Annotated in this window: 12 protein-coding genes, 3 tRNA genes, 2 rRNA genes and 1 pseudogene; 11 read left to right on the top strand and 7 right to left on the bottom strand. The window is 45.7% G+C overall.

Annotated features, from left to right (window positions below; genetic code table 11):
* The first annotated feature begins 30 nt into the window (after positions 1-30).
* Positions 31-102 (top strand) — tRNA-Gly (locus XZ46_RS10125).
* A gap of 19 nt (positions 103-121) precedes the next feature.
* On the opposite strand, the gene XZ46_RS10120 is transcribed toward XZ46_RS10125, so the two are convergent.
* The 3 genes and pseudogenes from XZ46_RS10120 to XZ46_RS10110 form a co-directional block, all read right to left on the bottom strand.
* Entirely contained in the window at positions 122-2,566 is a 2,445-nt protein-coding gene (locus XZ46_RS10120; RefSeq protein ID WP_006626137.1) for a CHAT domain-containing protein, read from the bottom strand.
* Between the two features lie 832 nt (positions 2,567-3,398).
* Positions 3,399-3,600: pseudogene (locus XZ46_RS37805) on the bottom strand (hypothetical protein).
* Between the two features lie 1,113 nt (positions 3,601-4,713).
* Positions 4,714-5,727 (bottom strand): RNA-guided endonuclease InsQ/TnpB family protein, encoded by a 1,014-nt coding sequence (locus XZ46_RS10110; protein ID WP_006669263.1) that lies wholly within the window; start codon positions 5,725-5,727, stop codon positions 4,714-4,716.
* Between the two features lie 1,560 nt (positions 5,728-7,287).
* Between XZ46_RS10110 and XZ46_RS10100 the strand changes: the two genes are divergently transcribed.
* The 4 genes from XZ46_RS10100 to XZ46_RS10085 all read left to right on the top strand — a co-directional run bounded on the left by XZ46_RS10100 (position 7,288) and on the right by XZ46_RS10085 (position 12,134).
* Positions 7,288-8,776, top strand: a 16S ribosomal RNA gene (locus XZ46_RS10100).
* Positions 8,777-8,890: 114 nt separating this feature from the next.
* Positions 8,891-8,964, top strand: a tRNA-Ile gene (locus XZ46_RS10095).
* Positions 8,965-8,979: 15 nt separating this feature from the next.
* A tRNA-Ala gene (locus XZ46_RS10090) sits at positions 8,980-9,052 on the top strand.
* A 199-nt stretch (positions 9,053-9,251) separates the two neighbouring features.
* Positions 9,252-12,134, top strand: a 23S ribosomal RNA gene (locus XZ46_RS10085).
* Together the 16S and 23S rRNA genes with 2 tRNA genes alongside form the textbook arrangement of a ribosomal RNA operon.
* 154 nt (positions 12,135-12,288) lie before the next feature.
* Here the strand turns inward: XZ46_RS10085 and XZ46_RS10080 are convergent.
* Positions 12,289-13,413, bottom strand: a complete 1,125-nt coding sequence (locus XZ46_RS10080; RefSeq protein ID WP_006626138.1) for a mechanosensitive ion channel family protein — start codon at positions 13,411-13,413, stop codon at positions 12,289-12,291.
* A 26-nt stretch (positions 13,414-13,439) separates the two neighbouring features.
* Positions 13,440-14,543 carry a mechanosensitive ion channel family protein gene (locus tag XZ46_RS10075; protein WP_008050242.1) on the bottom strand — a complete coding sequence of 368 codons (1,104 nt, stop codon included), beginning with the start codon at positions 14,541-14,543 and terminating at the stop codon, positions 13,440-13,442.
* 285 nt (positions 14,544-14,828) lie between these two features.
* Here XZ46_RS10075 and rpsO point away from each other — a divergent pair, with 285 nt between their 5' ends.
* The 4 genes from rpsO to aroF all read left to right on the top strand — a co-directional run bounded on the left by rpsO (position 14,829) and on the right by aroF (position 17,783).
* A complete protein-coding gene (rpsO, locus tag XZ46_RS10070; RefSeq protein WP_006617943.1) occupies positions 14,829-15,098 on the top strand; it encodes a 30S ribosomal protein S15 in 270 nt (89 codons plus the stop codon).
* 68 nt (positions 15,099-15,166) lie between these two features.
* The gene (locus tag XZ46_RS10065) at positions 15,167-15,694 is read left to right on the top strand and encodes a PAM68 family protein (protein ID WP_006669266.1); all 528 of its coding nucleotides are present in this window, start codon (positions 15,167-15,169) and stop codon (positions 15,692-15,694) included.
* The gene (locus XZ46_RS10060; protein ID WP_006626142.1) at positions 15,655-16,026 is read left to right on the top strand and encodes a transposase; all 372 of its coding nucleotides are present in this window, start codon (positions 15,655-15,657) and stop codon (positions 16,024-16,026) included. Before XZ46_RS10065 ends, XZ46_RS10060 begins: the two co-directional genes overlap by 40 nt.
* A 692-nt stretch (positions 16,027-16,718) precedes the next feature.
* The gene (gene aroF, locus XZ46_RS10055; protein WP_006669267.1) at positions 16,719-17,783 is read left to right on the top strand and encodes a 3-deoxy-7-phosphoheptulonate synthase; all 1,065 of its coding nucleotides are present in this window, start codon (positions 16,719-16,721) and stop codon (positions 17,781-17,783) included.
* A gap of 64 nt (positions 17,784-17,847) precedes the next feature.
* On the opposite strand, the gene XZ46_RS10050 is transcribed toward aroF, so the two are convergent.
* On the bottom strand, positions 17,848-18,885 hold the full coding sequence (locus tag XZ46_RS10050) for a GspE/PulE/PilB domain-containing protein (RefSeq protein WP_006669268.1): 1,038 nt from the start codon (positions 18,883-18,885) through the stop codon (positions 17,848-17,850).
* Between the two features lie 304 nt (positions 18,886-19,189).
* Here XZ46_RS10050 and XZ46_RS10045 point away from each other — a divergent pair, with 304 nt between their 5' ends.
* A complete protein-coding gene (locus tag XZ46_RS10045; protein WP_008050238.1) occupies positions 19,190-19,681 on the top strand; it encodes a L,D-transpeptidase in 492 nt (163 codons plus the stop codon).
* A gap of 128 nt (positions 19,682-19,809) precedes the next feature.
* The gene (locus tag XZ46_RS10040) at positions 19,810-21,492 is read left to right on the top strand and encodes an ABC1 kinase family protein (protein WP_006626146.1); all 1,683 of its coding nucleotides are present in this window, start codon (positions 19,810-19,812) and stop codon (positions 21,490-21,492) included.
* A 70-nt stretch (positions 21,493-21,562) separates the two neighbouring features.
* Here XZ46_RS10040 and XZ46_RS10035 read toward each other — a convergent pair whose 3' ends face one another.
* On the bottom strand, positions 21,563-23,353 hold the full coding sequence (locus XZ46_RS10035) for a class I SAM-dependent methyltransferase (RefSeq protein ID WP_048895040.1): 1,791 nt from the start codon (positions 23,351-23,353) through the stop codon (positions 21,563-21,565).
* Positions 23,354-23,408: the final 55 nt, after the last annotated feature.

Here is a 23,408-nt window from a genome sequence, read left to right as displayed (position 1 = left end):
TATGACAGTATAGTTAGAGTCAATTCAAATGCGGGTATAGCTCAGTGGTAGAGCGTCACCTTGCCAAGGTGAATGTCGCGCGTTCGAATCGCGTTACCCGCTTTCAAACACCATAACCGAACTACATCCGTAGCAGTAGTTCCCAGTCTCGTATCGTGTCTGTTGACCACAGCCATTTGGACCCTAGGGCATGAGGTTTAAACGCTTCCGGTGCTTCTGAAAGCACCTTATCTCTAAATTTACGCGCCTTACTCCACTCTATCGCCTGTTGATCAGCAGTTAGGGACTCAGCCGATTTCATTAATACCAATCCCAAACCTGCATAGGCATTTAACACATCCATATTCTCCAGCGTTGAACCATCCACATGATCTAAGCTATCCCTGTCTTCGCCCACGTCTGTCTCCTTAGTGCGAACATCCCCCCCAGTCAAAGCCCATGTTCCCTTATTCACTGATGCTAATTGATCGTTAAAAGAACTTCCCTCCCAGCTGAAAATCGGCTCTGCTAACTCCAAACTACGATACCAAGTTTGATAAGCCCGTCGTAAATCACCCGACCTATAGTAAGCAAATCCTAACGCTGTGTTATATTCCCGGGAATTTGGCTCCCCATCAACTGCTCTCACCCAAAATCGGCGCACATCATCCAGACTATAATTAGCACTACCCCTCTCAATAGATTGCCAGGCTAAACGTCCCTGTAAAAAATTGATAGCAGGTTCGTCTTCATACCGAAACGGAACTGCAGACAAAGCTGCACGAGCTTCAGCTAGCGCCCCACGATTTAATAACTCTTCCGTAGCCTGCACCCCTGCTTCCAAATTAGCCCGATCAAACTGTTCGATCGCAATTCCTGAAACTTTGTCAGTCGTAGCATCTTCCAAAGCTGTTGCTAACCTTTCTGAAGAATTGATATTATTGCTGATTGTTTGATTAACCCTTAAAGGATAGCCCAACATATCATTAATGCGATCGCGGAAAATCCACACCCCGAAACTGATCGGTAATAAAATCATCACCAGCAGCAGTCCTAACACACCACTGAGCTGGCGTTGGGCACCTCTGGGACTATCAGACTCCTGAACCCGCCTTTGATCATCCCTTGGGTCTCCATCATAGCTTTGGGGCAGTCTCTGGGAACCAGAACCACTATTTTGATGATTAACACCAACTATTCCAGGTGTCATAAGTTGTTGGAGAGTATCCCCAATAAATCCCAAATCTTCCCCATTCGCTTCTAAGTCTAAAGTCTCATCAAAACTCTCATCATCCAGCAAGTCCTCAGTGTCTGCTAATTCCCAAAGGTTTGTATAGTTAGCCTCAGACAGATCTGGACTACTCCCTTTTATATCCTCCCGGTAGTTACCTGAATCAGCCCTAGGATTTGGTGTTAAGATGCCATCAAACTCATGGTGTAAGTACAATACAGGTAATGCCCAATATATTTGATTGGAACCATAGGCAGAAATTAGCCCCTGTCTAGCCCGACTTAAACTTAAATCTATTGGTAATCCTTGATTGAGTTGGCGGTACAACAGGCGCGTTAGCGTCAAAGCTACCTCATCAGGAATGCGTTCAGCCATCGCCAACACCCCGGGAACTCCTCGCCGCACTAATGCTTCTGCCAGGTTAAGTTCTGCTGTATCATTAGCATCCGCCAGGGGATTATTATAAGCACCTCTACAGGAGTTTAATACCGCTAGAAGTACCCCATTATTTACCAGCAGTCCCGCTAAATCATCCCCACTGATAGTTTCACTTAATCCTGTACGACCGTTGACCAAATATAAAGCGCCACCCGTCGAGGTATAGCTGCTGTGTCCAGCATAATGAAATATCTGATATTGACCCTGTTCTAAGGCTTGGGTGATTTTCTGACGATCAGGCTGTTCTAATATCGTAATCTCAATGGCACTATGGTATCCTCCATTATCACTCAATTCCGGCTGTAGTTCCTCTTTCAGATGTAGGGCCTCTTGTTTGAGTTGTAAACTATTTAGGTCATTGGGGGCGGCGATCGCCATTAAAATTCTTAAAGGTTGGTTAGGTTTCCCAGAATGTCTGGGTAGACGTAGTCGGCTTTCTGGTTGGTAGCGAGAAAAAAAGACATCACATCCCGTAGCCAGTGGTCTTCCCCCTTCGTGGAGGACTTCCCAGGGTAGGCTATTGAGCCGTTTTCCTTTCAAACCTAAGCGCAGCTGTAAAGGTTTTTGTCGATTACAGGCGATCGCTTGGGCGCTGGCCCAACTGTCCCGCAGCCTCCCCTGGAAGAGACTGTTATAAAGTTCTTGACCCAGTTCTACTAAACTCAAAGACCGCGACCCATTTGCCAAAACTATCCCGCCCTTAGCATCTCCCCGCATAGCTAATGATGAACCCTCCAGCACTTCCAATAGAGGATCTTTCATTAAATAACGCGTATATTGTAGCCATTCTTCCACTGGCCACTTCACCTGTTCTTCCGCCAACGGGACACCGGATGGCACTTTCGGTGTTCTTTCCGTCCGTACCAAATATTCATCATCCCCCACTGGGGTAACAGAAATCAGAAACTCCTGGGTCATTGGTCTCCGTCTCAGAGTTAGGTCAGTTCGAGAGCGTTTTTAACTTCACTTAAATATATATCCCCTCCATTTTACAACGGGGATCCGGGGATTAGTCAGTCATCGCCTACTTAGTAATGACTTCAACAACTAACGATTTGCTCCCGAATTTCTCGAATTGAACACCTATCACCCCTCCAACCAAGATCTGCCTCTCCATATATATAGTCGCAATATATAGTCGCAGTGACCATATAGCAGTGATCTGGCAGTGAGCGATCGTTTATCAATTCTGCTCTATAAAACTTAAACAAAACCGGACATAGCCGGATATTGATGTTTATTTCTGGCTTCGTCCGGGACTGTCGGCAGCACCCCGTCCACAAGTGTAATCGTCGGAAAGAAAGCGATTTGGTATGGTCGAAAGAGAGGTCGCCCCCTCCAACTCCAATTCCAAACCGTGCATGCGAGTTTCCCAGCACACGGCTCCTGATGTGAACACCCTATTATCAGTAGGAACAGGGTTACTACCCCCTGCTTTATGACCTCAACTTTGGGAGCTATATACACCACGTAGTCTTTAAACTCGCTCACGTCATAAGCACTCTTACTTGTCGCAGTCTCTATATCCACACCGTGACTAGTGGGCATATCCCAACCATTACAGTTAGGCATTGGCTTTCAGTCACATCCTTTCCCCTTATGGGGTTAGGGGTCGAGAGTGAAGTCACCTTCACCCTCTCCCATTCAGAACCGTGCTTGATAGTTTCCCATCACACGGCTCCTGGTGTGGATACCCTATTTGTCAAAGGAGCAGAATCAAGAGACCTGCTTTCTACTTCGATGTTCAGAGCTATATGCACCACGTAGTCTTTAAACTCGTCCTCGCCATTATACTCTTACTGACCGCAGTATCTATATCCCCACCGTGACCTGTGGGCATATCCCAACCATGACAATTGGGCTTTAGCTTCTGGTCACATCCTTCACCCTCTATCCCTCTCTAAGCATGCGCTTACATTTTTCACTACTGCCTTGTGAATAGCATTACTCACTGGTTTATAGGCAGAGCATTAGAGGGGTTACAACGTTCCGATTATATGGGCATTCCATCGTTAGATTTGTCCTCTCCGCCGGGGTACTTTTAAAGGTCTGTGTAGGTAGTCGCACGAACCCCCTACTTTTCCCCTTGCCCTTTTGAGCGCAGCGTGTCAACCTATTTCGCTGCTAGTGTATTACGATGGTTCAAGTCGGACATTCGGTCTTGCTAATCATAGATGGTTGGCAGTGGTCGCGTCTTGGTAGTAGGTTCTACCTCACGCCTTCCGTTCCCCGCTTCAATCCTGGAGTTATGATTTCCAAAACTGGGGGTGGCTATCGCCGTTACTCTCTACTCCCTGATTTCTCAGTTCGTTTATGACCTTGAGTTCCCTGCCTTGCTTAGTTCCCTAAGCGTCGGGACATATAACCAGTTATGAGGATGGTCAGGAGAGGTCTCCTTATATCCAGATTCGGAGCTGGAATCCTCACCGGGTAGTTATTTCGGGCATTTCAGCCCTATTTCATACCCGAACGTCTCGCACCATGCGCTTACACTTTTCACTACTCTACGAGATGTACTCGCAGAGAGCCCAATAGGGGTTTAAACGTTCCGTATATATGGGCATTCCATCTTTAGATTTGTCCTATCCACCGGGGTACATTTAAAGGTCTGTGTAGGTAGTATAGCAAGACTCCTACTTTTCCCCTTACTCTTTTGAGCGCAGCGTGTCAACCTATTTCGCTACTTTATAATGACGATGGTTCAGGCCAGACATTCGGTTTCCCTAATCATGGATGGTTGGCAGTGGTCGCCTATAGTAGTAGGTTCTACATCACGCCTTCCGTTCCCCGCTTCAATCCCAGATTTGTGATTTCTGAAACTGGGGGTGGCTACCGCCTTTACTCTTTCCCATAATCGCCCCAAGTGAGTTATAATACTCCTCCTAGGTAATACTTGGACGGTATATTGCGATTTCTTAAAATGGGATTGACCTTGAGTTCCCTGCCTTGCTTAGAATCACAACTTCCTAAGCGTTGGGACATATATACAGTTAAGGGGTAAACTGGTCGAGTCAGTCTATCTCCCTCTAGGAGGTTATTTCAGGCATTGCAGCCTTATTTCACTCCTAAACGTCTCGCACTTCTAAATTTATACTGGCGTTCAAATCTCTATCAATCTTCAGCCCACAGTTCTGACATTCAAAAGTCCGACGGACTAGGGGCATTTTTTGACGATGGCCACAGTTAGAACAAAGTTGACTGGATGGATAAAATCTATCCGCAATCATTAACTTTGAACCATAACGTTCTGCCTTGTCACCTAGTTGCCGACGGAACTCATAAAATGAAGCATCAGCGATAGAACCCGCCAAACAATGATTTTTCAACATTCCAGACACATTCAAATCTTCAATGACTACTTGGCTGTGGTTTTTAGCCAAAAAAGTAGTGATTTTATGAATCGTGTCCCGCCGAATGTTTGCTACTCTTTGATGTAGCTTTTGAACTTTTAAGAGACATTTGGCCCAATTTTTCGAGCCTTTGACTTTGCGACTTAAATGACGTTGTAATCGAGCTAGTTTTTTGGTCGCTGCTTTATAAGCCTTGGGATTAGAGAATTTTGTCCCATCGGAGCAAGTCGCCAAATTGTTAATTCCTAGGTCTACCCCGATTCTCTCTCGATATTTCGGTGTAATTTCTGGCGTGATTTCTACGAAAAAGCTAATATACCAGTCACCTGCTTGGCGCGTTATAGTGACTTTCTTAACCCAACTTTCGGGTAGACCCTCAAATGTAGAAACCCAGCCCACAAAAGGCAGCTTATGGCGAGTTCCTGACAGATTGAATGGCCTTCCGGAATTGTCAAGCGTAAAACTATCATGGTGGCCTTTCTTCTTAAATTTAGGATAACTGCTTATTCCCTTGAAGAAGCGCTTAAAGGCATCCCCTAGATTAATGAAGGCATATTGATCAACTTTAGAAGACAATTCAGACATCCAAGGATATTGAGGTTTCACATAATTCGTAAAAACCTTTTTGATGGAGTTGACGTTAGGCTTGAGTCCCTCTTCATAAGCTGACATCCATAAGTGTAATCCCCAATTGAACACAAATCGAGCATACCCAGCGTGTTTGGCCATCAAGGTAGCTTGACGGTGATTGAGTTTTAGTTTTGTCCGGAAAGCTTTGTAAGGGTTATGGTCGAAAGGGAAGTCACCTTCCCCAACTCCACTTCCAAACCGTACTTGAGACTTTCACCTCATACGGCTCCTAATGTAGATACCCTTTTTGTCACTAGGAACAGGGTTACGAACCCCCGCTTTATGATTCCAACTTTGGGAGCTTGGCATACAACTCGTAGTCTTTAAACTCGCTCTCGTCATATTACTCCTACTTGTCGCAGTCTCCATATCTACACCGTGACTAGTGGGCATATCCTAATCATTACAATTAGGCATTGGCTTTCAGTCACATCCTTTCCCCTCAATGGTATACGCTTACACTTTTCACTACTCCTTGTGAGTAATATTGCTCACTTTTTTGATAAGGAGAACCAATGAGGAGTTTAAACGTTCCGTTTATATGGGCATTCCATCTTTAGACTTGTCCTCTCCACCGGGGTACTTAAAAAGGTCTGTGTAGGTGTTTTATGCAAAACCCTACTTTTCCCCTTGCTCTTTTGAGCGCAGCGTGGCAACCTATTACGCTGCTAAATCATTACGATGGTTCAAGCCGGACATTCGGTTTCCCTAATCATGGATGGTTGGCAGTGGTCGCATTTGGTAGTAGGTTCTACTTCACGCCTTCCGTTCCCCGCTTCAATCCTGGGGTTATGATTCCCAAAACTGGGGGTGGCTATCGCCGTTACTCTCAACGCAATTGTTAAGGAATCATTAATATTTCCAGTTGGGCGTTTTGACCTTGAGTTCCCTGCCTTGTTTTGTATATTTCTATACCAAACGTTGGGACATATAAACAGTTATGGGATGGTCAGGGTACGAGTCCCTTATATTTCACCAAGGGGGGAAAGTCCCACTAGGAGGTTATTTCAGGCATTGCAGCCTTATTTGACTCCTAAACGTCTCGCACCATGATTGGATTTTACCATGAAGAATCCAACTTGATGAGTATGTCGTCAGGGAAATTTGGCATGGTCTGGGGTTTGACCGTATACTCATTATTGAGTTGCGAATCTTTTTGGGTATTGTACCTTATTGTCCTAAGATGTAAAGCAAATCTTGGATTAAATTCTTGCTCCCGACACCCTGTGGCCTCACAACTGATATAGACCCTAGGGTGGGACACTATCCGCCAACCTAGCCCCACGTCCCCGCGTCCCCAGTTATCCGCTCCGTCACCTTCAACTCTCCCAGATTTCCAAAAAACTTTTTTAGGTAAAACCCTTGTGCAGTGGGGGTTTTGGGGTGTCACTGAAAAAAAGTCAAAATTTTTTTGAAAAAAGGGTTGACAAACCTAGTTAGGTAATATACATTGGTAAATGCGCTCGAAGGGGAGGCAACGAACCGGAACGCGCCCGAACCTAGAAAAACTAATAGTTTGAAAGCTTAATGACCACCCCAGGTCAATGAATTTATCGGCTACTACTCAGGTTTACCTGAGAGTTAGCCACAGTATAAGCCAGGAGTTCAGAAAAAGCAAGCTGAACTCGTGAAATCCAAAAAATCGGTCTTAGTGCCGACAACACGGAGAGTTTGATCCTGGCTCAGGATGAACGCTGGCGGTCTGCTTAACACATGCAAGTCGAACGGGCTCTTCGGAGCTAGTGGCGGACGGGTGAGTAACACGTGAGAATCTGGCTCCCGGTCGGGGACAACAGAGGGAAACTTCTGCTAATCCCGGATGAGCCGAAAGGTAAAAGATTTATCGCCGGGAGATGAGCTCGCGTCTGATTAGCTAGTTGGTGAGGTAAAGGCTCACCAAGGCGACGATCAGTAGCTGGTCTGAGAGGATGATCAGCCACACTGGGACTGAGACACGGCCCAGACTCCTACGGGAGGCAGCAGTGGGGAATTTTCCGCAATGGGCGCAAGCCTGACGGAGCAAGACCGCGTGGGGGAGGAAGGCTCTTGGGTTGTAAACCCCTTTTCTCAAGGAAGAACACAATGACGGTACTTGAGGAATAAGCCTCGGCTAACTCCGTGCCAGCAGCCGCGGTAATACGGAGGAGGCAAGCGTTATCCGGAATGATTGGGCGTAAAGCGTCCGTAGGTGGCTGTTCAAGTCTGCTGTCAAAGACAGTGGCTTAACTACTGAAAGGCAGTGGAAACTGAACAGCTAGAGTACGGTAGGGGCAGAGGGAATTCCCGGTGTAGCGGTGAAATGCGTAGATATCGGGAAGAACACCGGTGGCGAAAGCGCTCTGCTGGGCCGTAACTGACACTGAGGGACGAAAGCTAGGGGAGCGAATGGGATTAGATACCCCAGTAGTCCTAGCCGTAAACGATGGAAACTAGGTGTAGCCTGTATCGACCCGGGCTGTGCCGAAGCTAACGCGTTAAGTTTCCCGCCTGGGGAGTACGCACGCAAGTGTGAAACTCAAAGGAATTGACGGGGGCCCGCACAAGCGGTGGAGTATGTGGTTTAATTCGATGCAACGCGAAGAACCTTACCAGGGCTTGACATGTCCGGAATCTTGGTGAAAGCCGAGAGTGCCTTCGGGAGCCGGAACACAGGTGGTGCATGGCTGTCGTCAGCTCGTGTCGTGAGATGTTGGGTTAAGTCCCGCAACGAGCGCAACCCTCGTCCTTAGTTGCCATCATTCAGTTGGGCACTTTAGGGAGACTGCCGGTGACAAACCGGAGGAAGGTGGGGATGACGTCAAGTCATCATGCCCCTTACGTCCTGGGCTACACACGTACTACAATGGGGGGGACAAAGGGTAGCCAAGACGCGAGTCTGAGCCAATCCCGTAAACCTCTCCTCAGTTCAGATTGCAGGCTGCAACTCGCCTGCATGAAGGAGGAATCGCTAGTAATCGCAGGTCAGCATACTGCGGTGAATCCGTTCCCGGGCCTTGTACACACCGCCCGTCACACCATGGAAGTTAGCCACGCCCGAAGTCGTTACTCTAACCGTTCGCGGAGGAGGATGCCGAAGGCAGGGCTGATGACTGGGGTGAAGTCGTAACAAGGTAGCCGTACCGGAAGGTGTGGCTGGATCACCTCCTTTTTAGGGAGACCTACTTCAGGACATCGTGCGATGATAATAATAGCCGAGTCTTGAGGTCATCCTTAGGTCGGATGGGGCGGTCAGAGAGCTTTCAAACTTTAGGGTTCGTGTTATGGGCTATTAGCTCAGGTGGTTAGAGCGCACCCCTGATAAGGGTGAGGTCCCTGGTTCAAGTCCAGGATGGCCCACATCCACCCCAAACTGGGGGTATAGCTCAGTTGGTAGAGCGCTGCCTTTGCACGGCAGAAGTCAGCGGTTCGAGTCCGCTTACCTCCACTCTCCTTTAATTAGGTGCTAGTTGGGGTGAGGTAGTCTTGAATTGAGAAATTGAGAGTTGGTGACTGTACAGCTCCTAAGTCTGTAGATGTTAATCTAGGACTAGATAGCTGGACATAAGTTCCAGTCAGAACCTTGAAAACTGCATAGAGAAAAGCATAATGGTGTAGGAAAACGTCGTAAAGACAATTCCAATGTAGGTCAAGCTACAAAGGGCTAACGGTGGATTCCTAGGCACACAGAGGCGATGAAGGACGTGGCGACCCACGAAAGGCTTCGGGGAGCTGGAAGCAAGCTTTGAGCCGAAGATGTCCGAATGGGGCAACCCAGAAACAGCTCGCTGAATCCATAGGCGAGTATGAGCGAACCCGGTGAACTGAAACATCTTAGTAGCCGGAGGAAGAGAAAGCAATAGCGATTTCCCAAGTAGTGGTGAGCGAACGGGAAACAGCCTAAACCAATGGGATTTCCCGTTGGGGTTGTGGGACAGTCATCAGAGACCGCCGAGGCTAGACGAAGCAGTTGAATACTGCACCAGAGAAGGTGAAAGTCCTGTAGTCGAAAGCCAAAACGGCTCGACTGTATCCCGAGTAGCACGGAGCCCGTGAAATTCCGTGTGAATCTGCCTCGACCACGAGGTAAGGCTAAATACTCCTGTGTGACCGATAGAGAACCAGTACCGTGAGGGAAAGGTGAAAAGAACCCCGGGAGGGGAGTGAAATAGAACCTGAAACCGTTAGCCTACAAGCAGTGGGAGGACGATTTAACGTCTGACCGCGTGCCTGTTGAAGCATGAGCCGGCGAGTTACAAGTTATGGCAGGTTAAGACCGAATAGGTTGCAGCCCAAGCGAAAGCGAGTCTGAATAGGGCGTTACGTCATAATTTGTAGACCCGAACCCGGGTGATCTAACCATGTCCAGGATGAAGCTTGGGTAAAACCAAGTGGAGGTCCGAACCGACCGATGTTGAAAAATCGGCGGATGAGGTGTGGTTAGGGGTGAAATGCCAATCGAACCCGGAGCTAGCTGGTTCTCCCCGAAATGCGTTGAGGCGCAGCGGTTGAGGTTTAAACCTGGGGGTAAAGCACTGTTTCGGTGCGGGCTGCGAGAGCGGTACCAAATCGAGACAAACTCTGAATACCAGGGGAACACTCAACCAGTGAGACGGTGGGGGATAAGCTTCATCGTCAAGAGGGAAACAGCCCAGACCACCAGCTAAGGTCCCCAAATCACTACTAAGTGATAAAGGAGGTGGGAGTGCCCAGACAACCAGGAGGTTTGCCTAGAAGCAGCCATCCTTAAAAGAGTGCGTAATAGCTCACTGGTCAAGCGCTCCTGCGCCGAAAATGAACGGGGCTAAGTAGTGTACCGAAGCTGTGGAATAGGCAACTATTGGTAGGGGAGCGTTCTGTAGTAGTGTGAAGCACTAGCGGCAAGCAGGTGTGGACGAATCAGAAGTGAGAATGTCGGCTTAAGTAGCGAAAATGTGGGTGAGAATCCCACACCCCGAAACCCTAAGGGTTCCTCCGGACGGCTCGTCCGCGGAGGGTTAGTCAGGACCTAAGGCGAGGCTGAAAAGCGTAGTCGATGGACAACGGGTTAACATTCCCGTACCGTTTGCAGTTGATGAAGGGGGACGAAGTAGGTGTTCGTCATCCGGATGTTGGTTACCGGTGCAAGTGTTCGAGGTGTTGAGGTCTGGTGAAAACAGACTGAGCTGAGGCACGAGTCCGACCCGCTACGGCGGGGAAGTGATAGTCATCAGGCTTCCTAGAAAAGCCCTATACATCTTAAACTGTAAATGCCTGTACCCGAAACCGACACAGGTGGGGTGGTTGAGAATACTAAGGGGCGCGAGGTAACTCTCTCTAAGGAACTCGGCAAAATGGCTCCGTAACTTCGGGAGAAGGAGTGCCTGCCGAAAGGTAGGTGGCACTGAAGAGGCCCAGGCGACTGTTTACCAAAAACACAGGTCTCCGCTAAGTCGCAAGACGATGTATGGGGGCTGACGCCTGCCCAGTGCCGGAAGGTTAAGGAAGTCGGTTAGGAGTAATCTGAAGCTGATGACCGAAGCCCCGGTGAACGGCGGCCGTAACTATAACGGTCCTAAGGTAGCGAAATTCCTTGTCGGGTAAGTTCCGACCCGCACGAAAGGCGTAACGATCTGGGCGCTGTCTCGGAGAGAGACTCGGCGAAATAGAATTGTCTGTGAAGATACGGACTACCTGCACCCGGACAGAAAGACCCTATGAAGCTTTACTGTAGCCTGGAATTGGGTTCGGGCTTCGCTTGCGCAGGATAGGTGGGAGGCTGTGAAGAATTCCTTGTGGGGGATTCTGAGCCATCGGTGAGATACCACTCTGGCGAAGCTAGAATTCTAACCTTTTCCCGTTATCCGGGAAAGAGACAGTTTCAGGGGGGCAGTTTGACTGGGGCGGTCGCCTCCTAAATGGTAACGGAGGCGCGCAAGGGTTCCCTCAGGCTGGTTGGAAATCAGCCGTAGAGTGCAAAGGCATAAGGGAGCTTGACTGCAAGACCTACAAGTCGAGCAGGGACGAAAGTCGGCCTTAGTGATCCGACGGTGCTGCGTGGAAAGGCCGTCGCTCAACGGATAAAAGTTACTCTAGGGATAACAGGCTGATCTCCCCCAAGAGTTCACATCGACGGGGAGGTTTGGCACCTCGATGTCGGCTCATCGCAACCTGGGGCGGTAGTACGTCCCAAGGGTTGGGCTGTTCGCCCATTAAAGCGGTACGTGAGCTGGGTTCAGAACGTCGTGAGACAGTTCGGTCCATATCCGGTGCAGGCGTAAGAGCATTGAGAGGAGCCTTCCCTAGTACGAGAGGACCGGGAAGGACGCACCGCTGGTGTACCTGTTATCGTGCCAACGGTATACGCAGGGTAGCCATGTGCGGAGCGGATAACCGCTGAAAGCATCTAAGTGGGAAGCCCACCTCAAGATGAGTGCTCTCACTGGGTTAGCCAGGTAAGGTCACGGGAAGATTACCCGTTAATAGATGTCAGGTGGAAGTCCAGTAATGGATGTAGCCGAGGCACACTAACAGACCGAGGGCTTGACCTCTTTTACACTCGCTTTTTCTCTATGCAGCCTTGAAGGTTTCTGTTTTACACTACAATTTAATATGATGACTCTGCCTCTTTCTTCATCATTAGATTGAGGCTTTGTTTTTTATTGGCATCAAAAAAGTGTCGGCTTAATACAAGCCGACTTGATATTAAATCGTCACAGGAGACTCAACATAAATATTCGGTTCTTGCATATTGTACTTAATGCCATACCGCTTGAGTCTTTCCGTCAAACTTTGATTAGTTGATGCTAGTAAACTCTTACGCAGTGAAATGGCATTTTCACTAGAACCTAAAATAAAGAATGTCACCCTAGCGCGAAGATTACCCGTTTCTCCATAATTAAATAGGGAAATCTGGGTGCTTCCGGGGTCTATACCAAAAACTGAATCGGTACATTCTTTAATGGCTTGTTCTACTAAAGCCTGTTCGCGATCGTCAAGTTGAGTGATAAAATCCAGATATAGTAAAACCATCACTTTTTTACCACGACTGATATTTTCGATCGCCAGCCTCATTAAATTAGAGTTGGGAATAATTGCCAAAGTTCCCTTAGCTGCAATCCGAATTTTAGTAGACCGTAACCCAATAGATTCTACTCTCCCATAAATACCCTCAAGATCATCACCACGTTTTGGTAGTCGGATATATTCTCCACGGACAAACGGACGATCTAAACGTAAAACTATTGTGCCTAAAATCTGTTCTAAGGTGCTTTGGGCGGCAAATGCTACCGCTAAACCACTTACTGAAGCCCCTGCTACTAATGCACCTAGGGGCAGTTGTTGACTTTGGGCAAATGCGATCGCTGCTGTAAATCCAATTAAAACATTGGCAATGGTTTCAAATACCAAAAAAGTCTCGTCAACTTCCATGCCATATTTTCGGATAATCGGAATACCATAAATCCGCACCAATTGCCTAAATAACCGGGAGGCTAACCAGGCTATACTAGCAATTAGGGCTAGACTAACAAAGGGGCGAATAAAACGATATAAAGCCCGATTTTCTTCTAACCAAATCATTGACATAGAAATCAGAGTAAAAATGCCAACCATCCTAAAAGGTTGTTGGATAGGTCGCACAAAGTTCTCGGAAATTTCTTTTCCATTGATAGGTATAGCCCGCCTAATAATATATTGTATGAGGCTAGGGGTGTATTTTCCTATTAAGCAAGATATCAATACAAAGATTATGAAAATCAGAGGCTTAGGAATAGAATATTCCTGAATAATCTCAAAAATTGCGGCATCAGGATCAATGGGGTTCCACATGATGGTATTTAGCGTTTTAACTGTAATTAGACTGTGATGGGTGAATCAACGTAAATATTTTGATCTTCGATATCAAAGGCGATTCCGTATTGCTGTAAATTCATGCTAATGTCTTGACTGGCTAGATCGAGCATCTGACGGCGCAGTTCTAAGTTATTACGATTAGCAGCTAATATAAAGAAGGTTACTTGGGCTTGAGTTTTGTTTTCTCCGGTGATTGGCTGTAAATTCTTAAAGCTAACATCAGTGCCTCTAGGGTCAATACCAAAGGTGTTTTTAGTGCTTTCTAAAATCACTTGACGGATGAGAGCTTGTTCCTCAGAGTCAATGGCAGAATGAAAGGTTAATCCTAGGATGGATATAATTTTTCTGGCTCCGGTATAGTTTTCTATACTGAGTTGAGTTAGGGAACTATTAGGGACTATAACTATGGTTCCTTTTCCTGATGTGCGAATTTTGGTCGATCGCAATCCCAAAGATTCTACCCGCCCGAAAGTCCCATCAGGTAAACCGATATAATCATCAACGACAAACGGGCGATCCAGATACAGAACAATTCCCCCTAGAATTTGGCTGAGGGTATTTTGAGCTGCAAAAGCGACAGCCAAACCACCTACCCCTAAACTAGCAATTAATCCGACAATATTAATTTGGTGAGTCTGAGCAAATACAACAATTGCGACTAGAATAATTACGCAGTTGGCTAGAATTTTGCCTACCAATAAAAACTCACTGTTAATATTGCGACCTTGTTTTGAGGCTACGTCAATAATATATAAGTCAAAAAATCTCTTAAATATTTGAGAAGCCAACCAACTGAGCAGAATGGTTAGGGATAAACTGATGATAACTTCTAGGAAACCTAGAGCGATGCTCAAGGGAGAATTAACCCATATAATTTCAATGATCACCAACAATACAGCGACAGCAGCCGGGATTTTATAGGATGATAAAATCTCAGAATAACTAGATATGCGTTCTTCAGGAATCAACTTAGCGATCGCCATTCGCCATAGTTTTGGTAGTAGCCATAAACCCATCAAAGCGGAGATTAACCCCAACAGTACCAATACCAATTTCAGTAGAGGATTAAACCCCAAAACGATCGCATCTGATGTTGTTTCAACCATAAACCATTCAACTCTCAACCATAACCAGGACTCGTTGAGAAGATATCAAGGCATCCATTAGTGGTGAATGTGTGTATCAGACATCGCCATCACCCGTTAACCCGTTAACCCGCAATCCTTTACCAGAACCAGACTCAACCAGAGTACCTGATCTAATTATAAAGGGCGATCGCACCTAGCGCCATCCATCTCCAGGCATAAATTCTTCTCAGCACCATCTGCCCAAGCTACAATATGCTAAGATCAAGAATTGTGTAAATTTAACCAACCGTAAAATTCTCAACTATGGCTCTGACACAACAAGATAAGCAAAAAATCATGGCCGAGCATCAAGCTCACGAAACAGACACCGGATCTTCCGATCTACAGGTAGCCATGCTCACCGAAAGAATTAACCGACTCAGCCAACACCTCAAAGCCAATAAGCATGATCACGCTTCCCGTCGTGGCCTTCTCCAGATTATCGGACGCAGAAAAAGATTATTAGCCTATATTAATAAACAGGATCAGCAACGCTATCGCGAACTGATCACCCGTTTGGGAATCCGGGGCTAAATCCGATAGCAGATTTACCCAATCGTACCAAATTCCTGTCAACCCACCCACAGCACTCACAATCTACCATGTCCTCCGATCGCCCCCGCCAACCACTTCCCTTTGAACCGAAAAAAACCCGCAAAAAGCAGGCTGAAAGTAGCAAACCAGCCGCCTCAGACCAGGGAAAATCGGATAAATCGGCTTCGCCCAAGGTAGCTAAAACCCCAAAAACTAGCCGCACATCGGACACCTCTGCGCCCCGCCGTCAACCTAGACGGGAAGATATGACTATTCCGGAAGTAGTCAGTCAGCGGATGGTGTCCCGGATGGTGGTTTTATCCGGTATTCCTCTGTTAATGGCTATATCTACCTTTGTGGGCAGTTATTTTATTGTCACCAATGAGATATTCCCCCTACCCAACACAGCAGTCTTGCTGGTGAGTCTGGGGTGCTTTGGCTTGAGTGTGGTGGGTCTTAGCTACGGAGTTCTCTCGGCTTCCTGGGACGAAAACCTAAGTGGGAGTTTCCTCGGCTGGCAGGAATTTAAGATCAACCTAGGGCGGGCGATAGAGGCTTGGAAAGAAAGTCGCCAGCCAAGTTCACCCAAAAATTAAAAAAGCCTACAGGAATTCCCTTACCCGAAAAGGTAGGGGATGAAAAGAATTTAAAGCGTAAACAACAGCAACTATCCCGAAAGCAGAAAGGGTCTAATAGCCTTAATAAAGCCGGAACGAAGAAAGTCGCTAGAGTTTACGGTAAAATCACTAACTGTCGTGAGGATTTTATACACAAGCGATCGCGTAGGATAGTAGGCGAAAACCAAGTCATTGTGACGGAGAATCTAAATGTCAAAGACATGATGAAAAACCACTGTCTGGCTGACCTTGAAAAAGTGGGATGGGGAATGTTTATGACTATGCTTAAATACGCGGAAAATGATGGTTAAAGTTTATCAAGAAGTTGATAGGTTTTTCCTTCAGATAAAACTTGTGATGTGGGCTTAAATCAGGTGGGTAGTTTACGGCTTGACATCAGGGAATAGACTTGTGAAAATTGCCAAACCAAACAGGATAGAGATATTCACTGAGCGATTTCTCTCAGAGATGAGGGGCTACGAGTTTTTACCTGTGGGACGCGGGGCAAAGCTGATCGTCAGACTGTTGGTGATTAGAGGGGGATTCACTGGTAATAACCAGATATTTCGGGAAATATTTTTCTAAGTATGGTAGTCTATTGAGTAGAGAGTTAAGCAATAGCCAAAGATGGTTTGCTGAAGCATCAAGTAGCTGACTATAGCTATATTGTAGTGAGCAGTTGAATAGACCACCAGAATGGACTCAACAATAGCGCTTTTAACCTAACTGTTAAAGGCTCTTAGAGTGACACATCATCTGGCGTGATTACTTCACTTCAGATGGTGCCCTACTCAGAAACTTCCGGCTCTGGCCAGATTTTTCGGGGTTAAATGTATCTGTAAGTCATAGTAGTAGAGGACCAAAGACATCTACTACTGTGCTGGTCTCTGGGTAAGAATCCGGCGCTGTATGCTTGCGTAGCGCGTAGGGACAGTTGACATTAGGTCTGTACCCTTTATTAGCCACTCAAAAATGGTGGCTGCGACAATTTTGTGAGGTTTACATGATTATTGTAATGAAAGTTGGCTCTCCAGAAGCCGAAATCGAACGTCTTAGTGATGAACTCCGCAGCGGTTGGGGTTTAACACCAGAAAAAATCGTCGGAAAACATAAAGTTGTAATCGGGCTAGTAGGAGAAACAGCAGGTCTTGATCCCCTACAACTCCAGGAAATTAGCCCATTTATTGAACAGGTGTTACGAGTCGAAAAACCCTACAAACGTGCTAGTCGGGAATTTCGTCACGGCGAGTCCAGTGATGTAGCTGTTACCACTCCCAGTGGAATAGTTCACTTTGGCGAAAATCGTCCCCTAGTGGTGGTGGCGGGTCCCTGTTCGGTAGAAAATGAACAAATGATCGTGGAGACGGCGCTGCGGGTGAAAGCTGCTGGGGCGAAGTTCTTACGCGGTGGCGCATTTAAACCTCGCACGTCTCCATACGCTTTCCAAGGTCATGGAGAAAGCGCTCTGAACCTTTTAGCTGCTGCGCGTGAAGCGTCAGGACTGGGAGTGATTACGGAGTTAATGGACGCAGACGACTTAGAAAAGTTGTCTGAGGTGGCGGATGTGATCCAAATTGGCGCTCGTAATATGCAGAATTTCTCGCTGCTGAAAAAAGTAGGGGCTCAGGATAAACCAGTATTGCTGAAGCGGGGTATGTCTGCGACTATTGAAGAATGGCTAATGGCTGCGGAATATATCTTAGCGGCGGGAAACCCGAATGTGATTCTGTGTGAACGGGGAATCCGCACTTTCGATCGCCAATATACCCGCAATACCCTTGATTTGTCGGTAATTCCGGTATTGCGATCGCTCACTCACTTACCAATTATGATTGACCCGAGCCACGGCACGGGATTTGCGGAGCACGTTCCATCTATGGCTAGAGCGGCGATCGCCGCCGGGACAGACTCCCTGATGATCGAAGTTCACCCCAACCCAGCCAAAGCCATGTCAGATGGTCCCCAATCCCTGACTCCGGCAGATTTTGATCAACTAATGCAAGACCTATCGGTTATTGGTAAATCGGTTAATCGCTGGTCGGAGAAGTCAGTTGCAGTCCCCGCCTAGTCTAATAAAGGTTTAACCACCATATAAGTCTCAAATGCACGGGTTAAGGCTCGTGCATTATTTATTAGTCTGTATGGGAGGAATCACTATTTTTAATCAGCATATCCACCTGATGGGTGACATTTTTAAGTAGCTGGTACAGCAGAGGCAAATTTTCCGATGAGAGATTAGCGGAATTACAATGTCCTTGCAAGTCATTAAGTTTCCTTTGCAATTGTTGAGCCAGACGCAAAGCATCCAAACTCAATTTTGATAGTTGTTGCTGTTGATAAAACTTTAAAGCCGCTCCTCGTAATACCTGTAAATTAGCTTCCTCGCCATAATTCCCAGGAACCAATCGCAGCCGCAACAGCAGATGAGTATTATAATAAATCCGCTCAATTTCTATCTGTTTGGGTTGGGAAATTGGTAGCATAGGCAGTTTCACCAACCGCTTTAACTCATTAATCACCCATTGAAACTGCGATGGTTCTAAATTATCAATAACAGACTTGAGAATACCATTTTGGCTCCATAAAATCCGTCCTTTGGATTCTTGCCTCTCAAAATACAGTCGGCCAATACCCTCCAACAACACCCTAGCTAGTAACTCTTCCAATAACTTGGGTGGTGGTAACTTGGCCAGTCGCTCTATGGGACTACTGAGGTATTCGGGACGAAGATCCAGCTTAGGTAACATTTCATTAATCTTTGAGGCTGGAGGTTGTTTAGCCTTTGGTAGTCTTGGGGAATCTGGCGGGGATGTTTCCCCGGAGGCTAATGGTTCATCGGGAGGGGTAGGAGAGTTATCTAAAGGAGTTTTTTCGGTGGTGGGTTTTTCGCTATGGTACAAATAAGCAGTCAGAATGGAGCGATGGCTCTCAGCCGAAATCGGCTGACTGACAACAGAGCAATTTAGATATGCTAATATCTGGTGGGCATAATTTATGGCTAATTCATCATCAGGATCGACCATACCTAAGTAAAGGGTATTATCCTTGAGAGATATGGGCAAAATCCGATGATGAAGACAGACTTCAAAAGGCAAAATACTATCAACTAATGGAAAAATCTGTCCAGCATCTAAATATTCCATTTCGCCTGTTTCCGAATTTGTTAACATGAGCCAACTTGACAATAGTAACTATCTTTGGTTTCCTGAAAATTTAACTTAAACCGGCAATTATTAATGATTCTAGTTTGTGGATTTACTGTGTCACGGTTTTTACTGTCAGGTACAAAACTTGACGGGATTTGATATTTATTAGCACACCCATACCCCAATCATAGCACGCTTGGCGATCGCCATTTTCTTGTTTAAACCCCTAGGTAAGTTATTGAGAGTTATGTTCAGAACATTTCTGTCACCGGCCCTCAGTCCCATGATATTACTATCATTATTATCAATACTACTGCCTTATAGTAGTATGGCTGCCACTACTACCCCAGGAGTAGATGTGGCAAAAACGGGAATTTCCCCAAAATTTGCCACGGCCTATCATGTCAGCGATTGGCTACAATATTCTCCTAGTCAACTAGAATTAGTTATTCGCTTAGGAGAACGTCGGGTTTATGTCATGAACAACGCGCGTGTTGTCACTAGCTATCCCATAGCCATTGGTAGAAACGGATGGGAAACCCCCATCGGCCACTATCAGGTTATTCAAATGATCGAAGACCCAACCTGGGAACATCCTCTAAATGGAGATATTATCCCCCCAGGTCGAGATAACCCCCTTGGTAGTCACTGGATTGGATTTTGGACTGATGGCACTAACTACATAGGTTTTCATGGCACCCCCAATGAAGAAACCGTCGGACAAGCCGTTTCCCATGGTTGCGTTCGTATGTTTAACCGGGATGTGTTAGCACTATTTAACAAAGTGCAACTGGGAACTCCCGTCATTGTTGAACCCTAGATTGAGATGAGGATTGGTCATCTATGGAAAAAAATCCCAGGAGACTCTAATATGTCTCCTGTTTTCGCGCTCAGTAGAAAATCGACACCTAATGCGACTAAAATAGACAAATTGCCCGAAATCCTCGAATGCTAACTCAGAAAACCCCTAAACCCCTCCGTTGGCAGCGCAGCAAATACTCACCCCTCACCCGACAGATTGATGTTTTTTCTGCCGCTGGGACGTTTCTGTTCTATTTGTGGTGGGATCGGCTTTGGGGAAATAATGCCTCTGCCACTAAACAAAAGCGGGCAAAATGGTTAATTCAAACCATGCTTGACCTGGGGCCAACATTTATTAAAATTGGACAAGCCCTTTCCACCCGTGCTGATATTCTGCCCTTAGAATATGTGGCGGAGTTAGAAAAACTCCAGGATAAAGTACCTCCTTTTAGTGCCGATCGCGCTGTAGCTATTATTGAGTCAGAATTGGGTAACTCTTTATTTAGCCTTTATCGTGAGTTTAATGAGCGTCCCCTAGCCGCCGCCAGTCTCGGACAAGTTCATCGGGCTAAATTGCATACAGGAGAACAGGTCATAGTTAAGGTTCAACGCCCAGGACTTAAAGAACTTTTTGATCTGGATATGCAAGCCGTCCGTCGTGTGATGCGCTTCTGTCAACGTTCCTTTGCTTGGGCAAGACTCTATGATCTCGATGCTATATATAATGAATTTTTCATGATTTTATATCAGGAAATTGATTATATTAAAGAAGGTAAAAACGCCGATAGATTTCGAGATAATTTTGATAACTATTCGGGAATTATTGTTCCTAAAGTTTACTGGGAATATACCACCCATAAAGTTTTAACTTTGGAATATTTGCCGGGGATTAAGGTTGATGACCGGAAAACTCTACAAGCCTGCGGTGTTGACATTAAACGAGTTAATCAATTAGGGATTTGTTGCTATCTTAAACAGATTTTACAGGATGGCTTTTTTCAAGCAGACCCCCACCCCGGAAATATTGCTGTTAGTTCTAATGGTAGTCTGATTTTCTACGATTTCGGGATGATGGCTGAAATCAAGGCTTTGGCTAAGGATCAGATGATCCGCAGCTTTTTTGCAGTGATGCGAAAAGATGTGGATGTGGTGATTGATACTCTGATTGATATTGGTTTAGTTGAACCGATGTCTGATATGACTCCGGTGCGGCGCTTGATCAGGTTTTTGTTAGATGAATTTACGGAAAAACCTATTGATTTTCAAGCATTTAATGTGATTAAAGATGAGCTTTATATAATGTTTGAACAGCAGCCTTTTCGCCTACCTGCTGAGATGACATTTTTACTGAAATCTTTAACTACTTTAGACGGAGTAGCCCGCGCCCTAGACCCGGAATATAATTTGGTAGACTGCGCCCAACCTTTTATTAAAAGTGTTACTGTTTCTAAGCAGGAACGGGGTAGTTTAGTGGGAGAGTTGACTAAACAGGCGCGAGATTTTATCAATTTTAAATTCAACCAACCTAGCCGCGCTGAGTTATTTATTAGTCGCCTAGAACAACGCATTGAGGAAGGGGAAATTAAGTTTAGGGTTCGTTCGATTGAAAGCGATCGCGCTTTGAAACGGGTTAATTTTGCCCTCAAAACTTTGATTCATGGTTGTTGGTCAGGATTTACTCTGATTTCGGGAATACTATTAATAATTGCTGGTAAAAATGGCTGGGCTGTTTTTTTCCTAGTCATCGCTGGGGTGGGGGTGGTAATATTTTTGCGATCGCTTCTCAACCTCTCCATTCGTGAACGCCTAGACCGCATGGCGGAACAGTAACAGCCTAGCCTCCTCAGTCATCCCTGTTAGAGATTCCTTATTCTTAATTAATGATCCAGACTAGAGAGATTTATTGACGTTGTAGTAAAATGGCGGTTTGCCAATAATAGGCTTCTTGGCGAATTTCAATGACTTGAAAAAACGGTTGTACCATCTTACAGAAATAATCGAGGTCATAAAAAACGAGCGATCGCGTATCTCGACCCAAAGTAAACATAGCAAAATCCGACTTACTATATTCATCATATTTTTGTAAACATTCAGCCCTTTTATCTGGCGGCCAAACATTATTATTAGATAACCACTTTTCCTTAAAGTCTTTAATTAGATTCATCAGATGCTGTTCTTGGATAGTAATATAAGCCATACCACCAGGACTAATAATCCGACGAAGTTCTAATAACCAAGCCTCAGCCAAATCGTCAATATGGGTAAAAACTGAACCCGCATAAATCAAATCAAAATATCGATCCTCAAAGGGTAAATGAGGATTAGTGGTACAGGTCAAAAAGTGAAAAGGAGGCCTCATATATTGCTTACACCAGTTAATGCAGTCAGCATTAATATCAGCCCCCCAAATTTCGCAGGTATTAGCTTGATCGCTTAAAAATCTCATCATTCTTCCAGACGCACAACCAAAGTCTAATATCCGGCTTCCTGGGTTTAAAGAAAACTTAGCTTTTTCTAGGGATTCTAACAGTAGGCGAATTTGAATTTTACCAGATTCAAGATAGTAGTCCTCCCCCCTGTCTGCAAATACTAGCATCAGGGGACGTGGAGGGACAGGAAACTGCCAGGTTTTGGTTTTATAGTCTTGTTGTGGGGGGGTAGGTTTAGGCATCATGTAGGATACTGAATCCCCTGATTTTGGGTAATATTTGAGCCAATCAATAGGTTCAAGATTATGGGAAATTTGAGGCGCTTTTGATTCCAGATCATCGGATTTTTTTTGCAGTTCTTGTAGTTTATTCTGTGCGGTTGTAAAATCTGGCTTTAGTTCCAAAACTTTTTGAAAATAAGCGATCGCTTCATCAACCCTTTTAACTTTCTGTAAACACTTAGCCAATTTATAGTAAGTTTGAGGGGAATTGGGGTTCAGTTTGATGGCGCTTTGGTAAACCGGAATCGCCTGGTCAGATCGCTTGAGATAGACTAAGGTATCAGCTAAATTACTATGAGTCCAGAAAAAATTAGGGTTAATTTCAGCAGCTTTTTGATAAACGGGAACCGCATCCGACCAGCGTTTAAGGTGTCTGAGTGCATCTCCCAAATGATTATAAGCCCAACAAAAGTTAGGGTCAATTTCTATAGCCTTTTGATAAACGGTAACCGCCTCCGACCATCTTTCAAGTTGAATTAAAGCCTCACCCCAATTATTATAAGTCCAGAAAAAAGTCGAGTTAATCTGAGATGCTTTTTGATAAACAGAAGCAGCATCTTCCCATTGTTCTTGTTGACTGAGAGCTTGTCCTAGGTTATTATAAGCCCAGAAAAAGTTAGGGTCTAGTTGAATAGCCTGCTGACAGACTGGAACAGCATCTTCCCAGCGTTCAAGTTTAATAAAAATCCCACCCAAACTATTATAAGACCAGGAATCTTCGGGATTAAGTTTAATAGCTTGTTGATAAGCACCGATCGCCTCTTCTAATCTACCAGCTTTCACCAGAAGATTACCCCATTTTTGGTAAGCATCAGCCCAACTGGGGACCAAGACAGTAACTTGACGATAACAGGTGATCGCCTCTTCAAGTTTATTTTCCGCCACACAAGTATTCGCCTGCTGATATAGTTGCTTAACAGCAGCTTGAATTTTTTGGCTAAAAGTTGGTTCAGCATTAGGTTGAGGGGTATCTTGAGACATGAAAACCTCCATAAATGCTCTTCAAGGTCAATTCTATCAGCCTTCTGGACTTCTG

This window comes from Limnospira indica PCC 8005, assembly GCF_000973065.1.
Classification (GTDB): Bacteria; Cyanobacteriota; Cyanobacteriia; order Cyanobacteriales; family Microcoleaceae; genus Limnospira; species Limnospira fusiformis.
The sequence above is the reverse complement of the archived record's forward strand: the minus strand, read 5'-3'. Positions and strand labels throughout refer to the sequence as shown.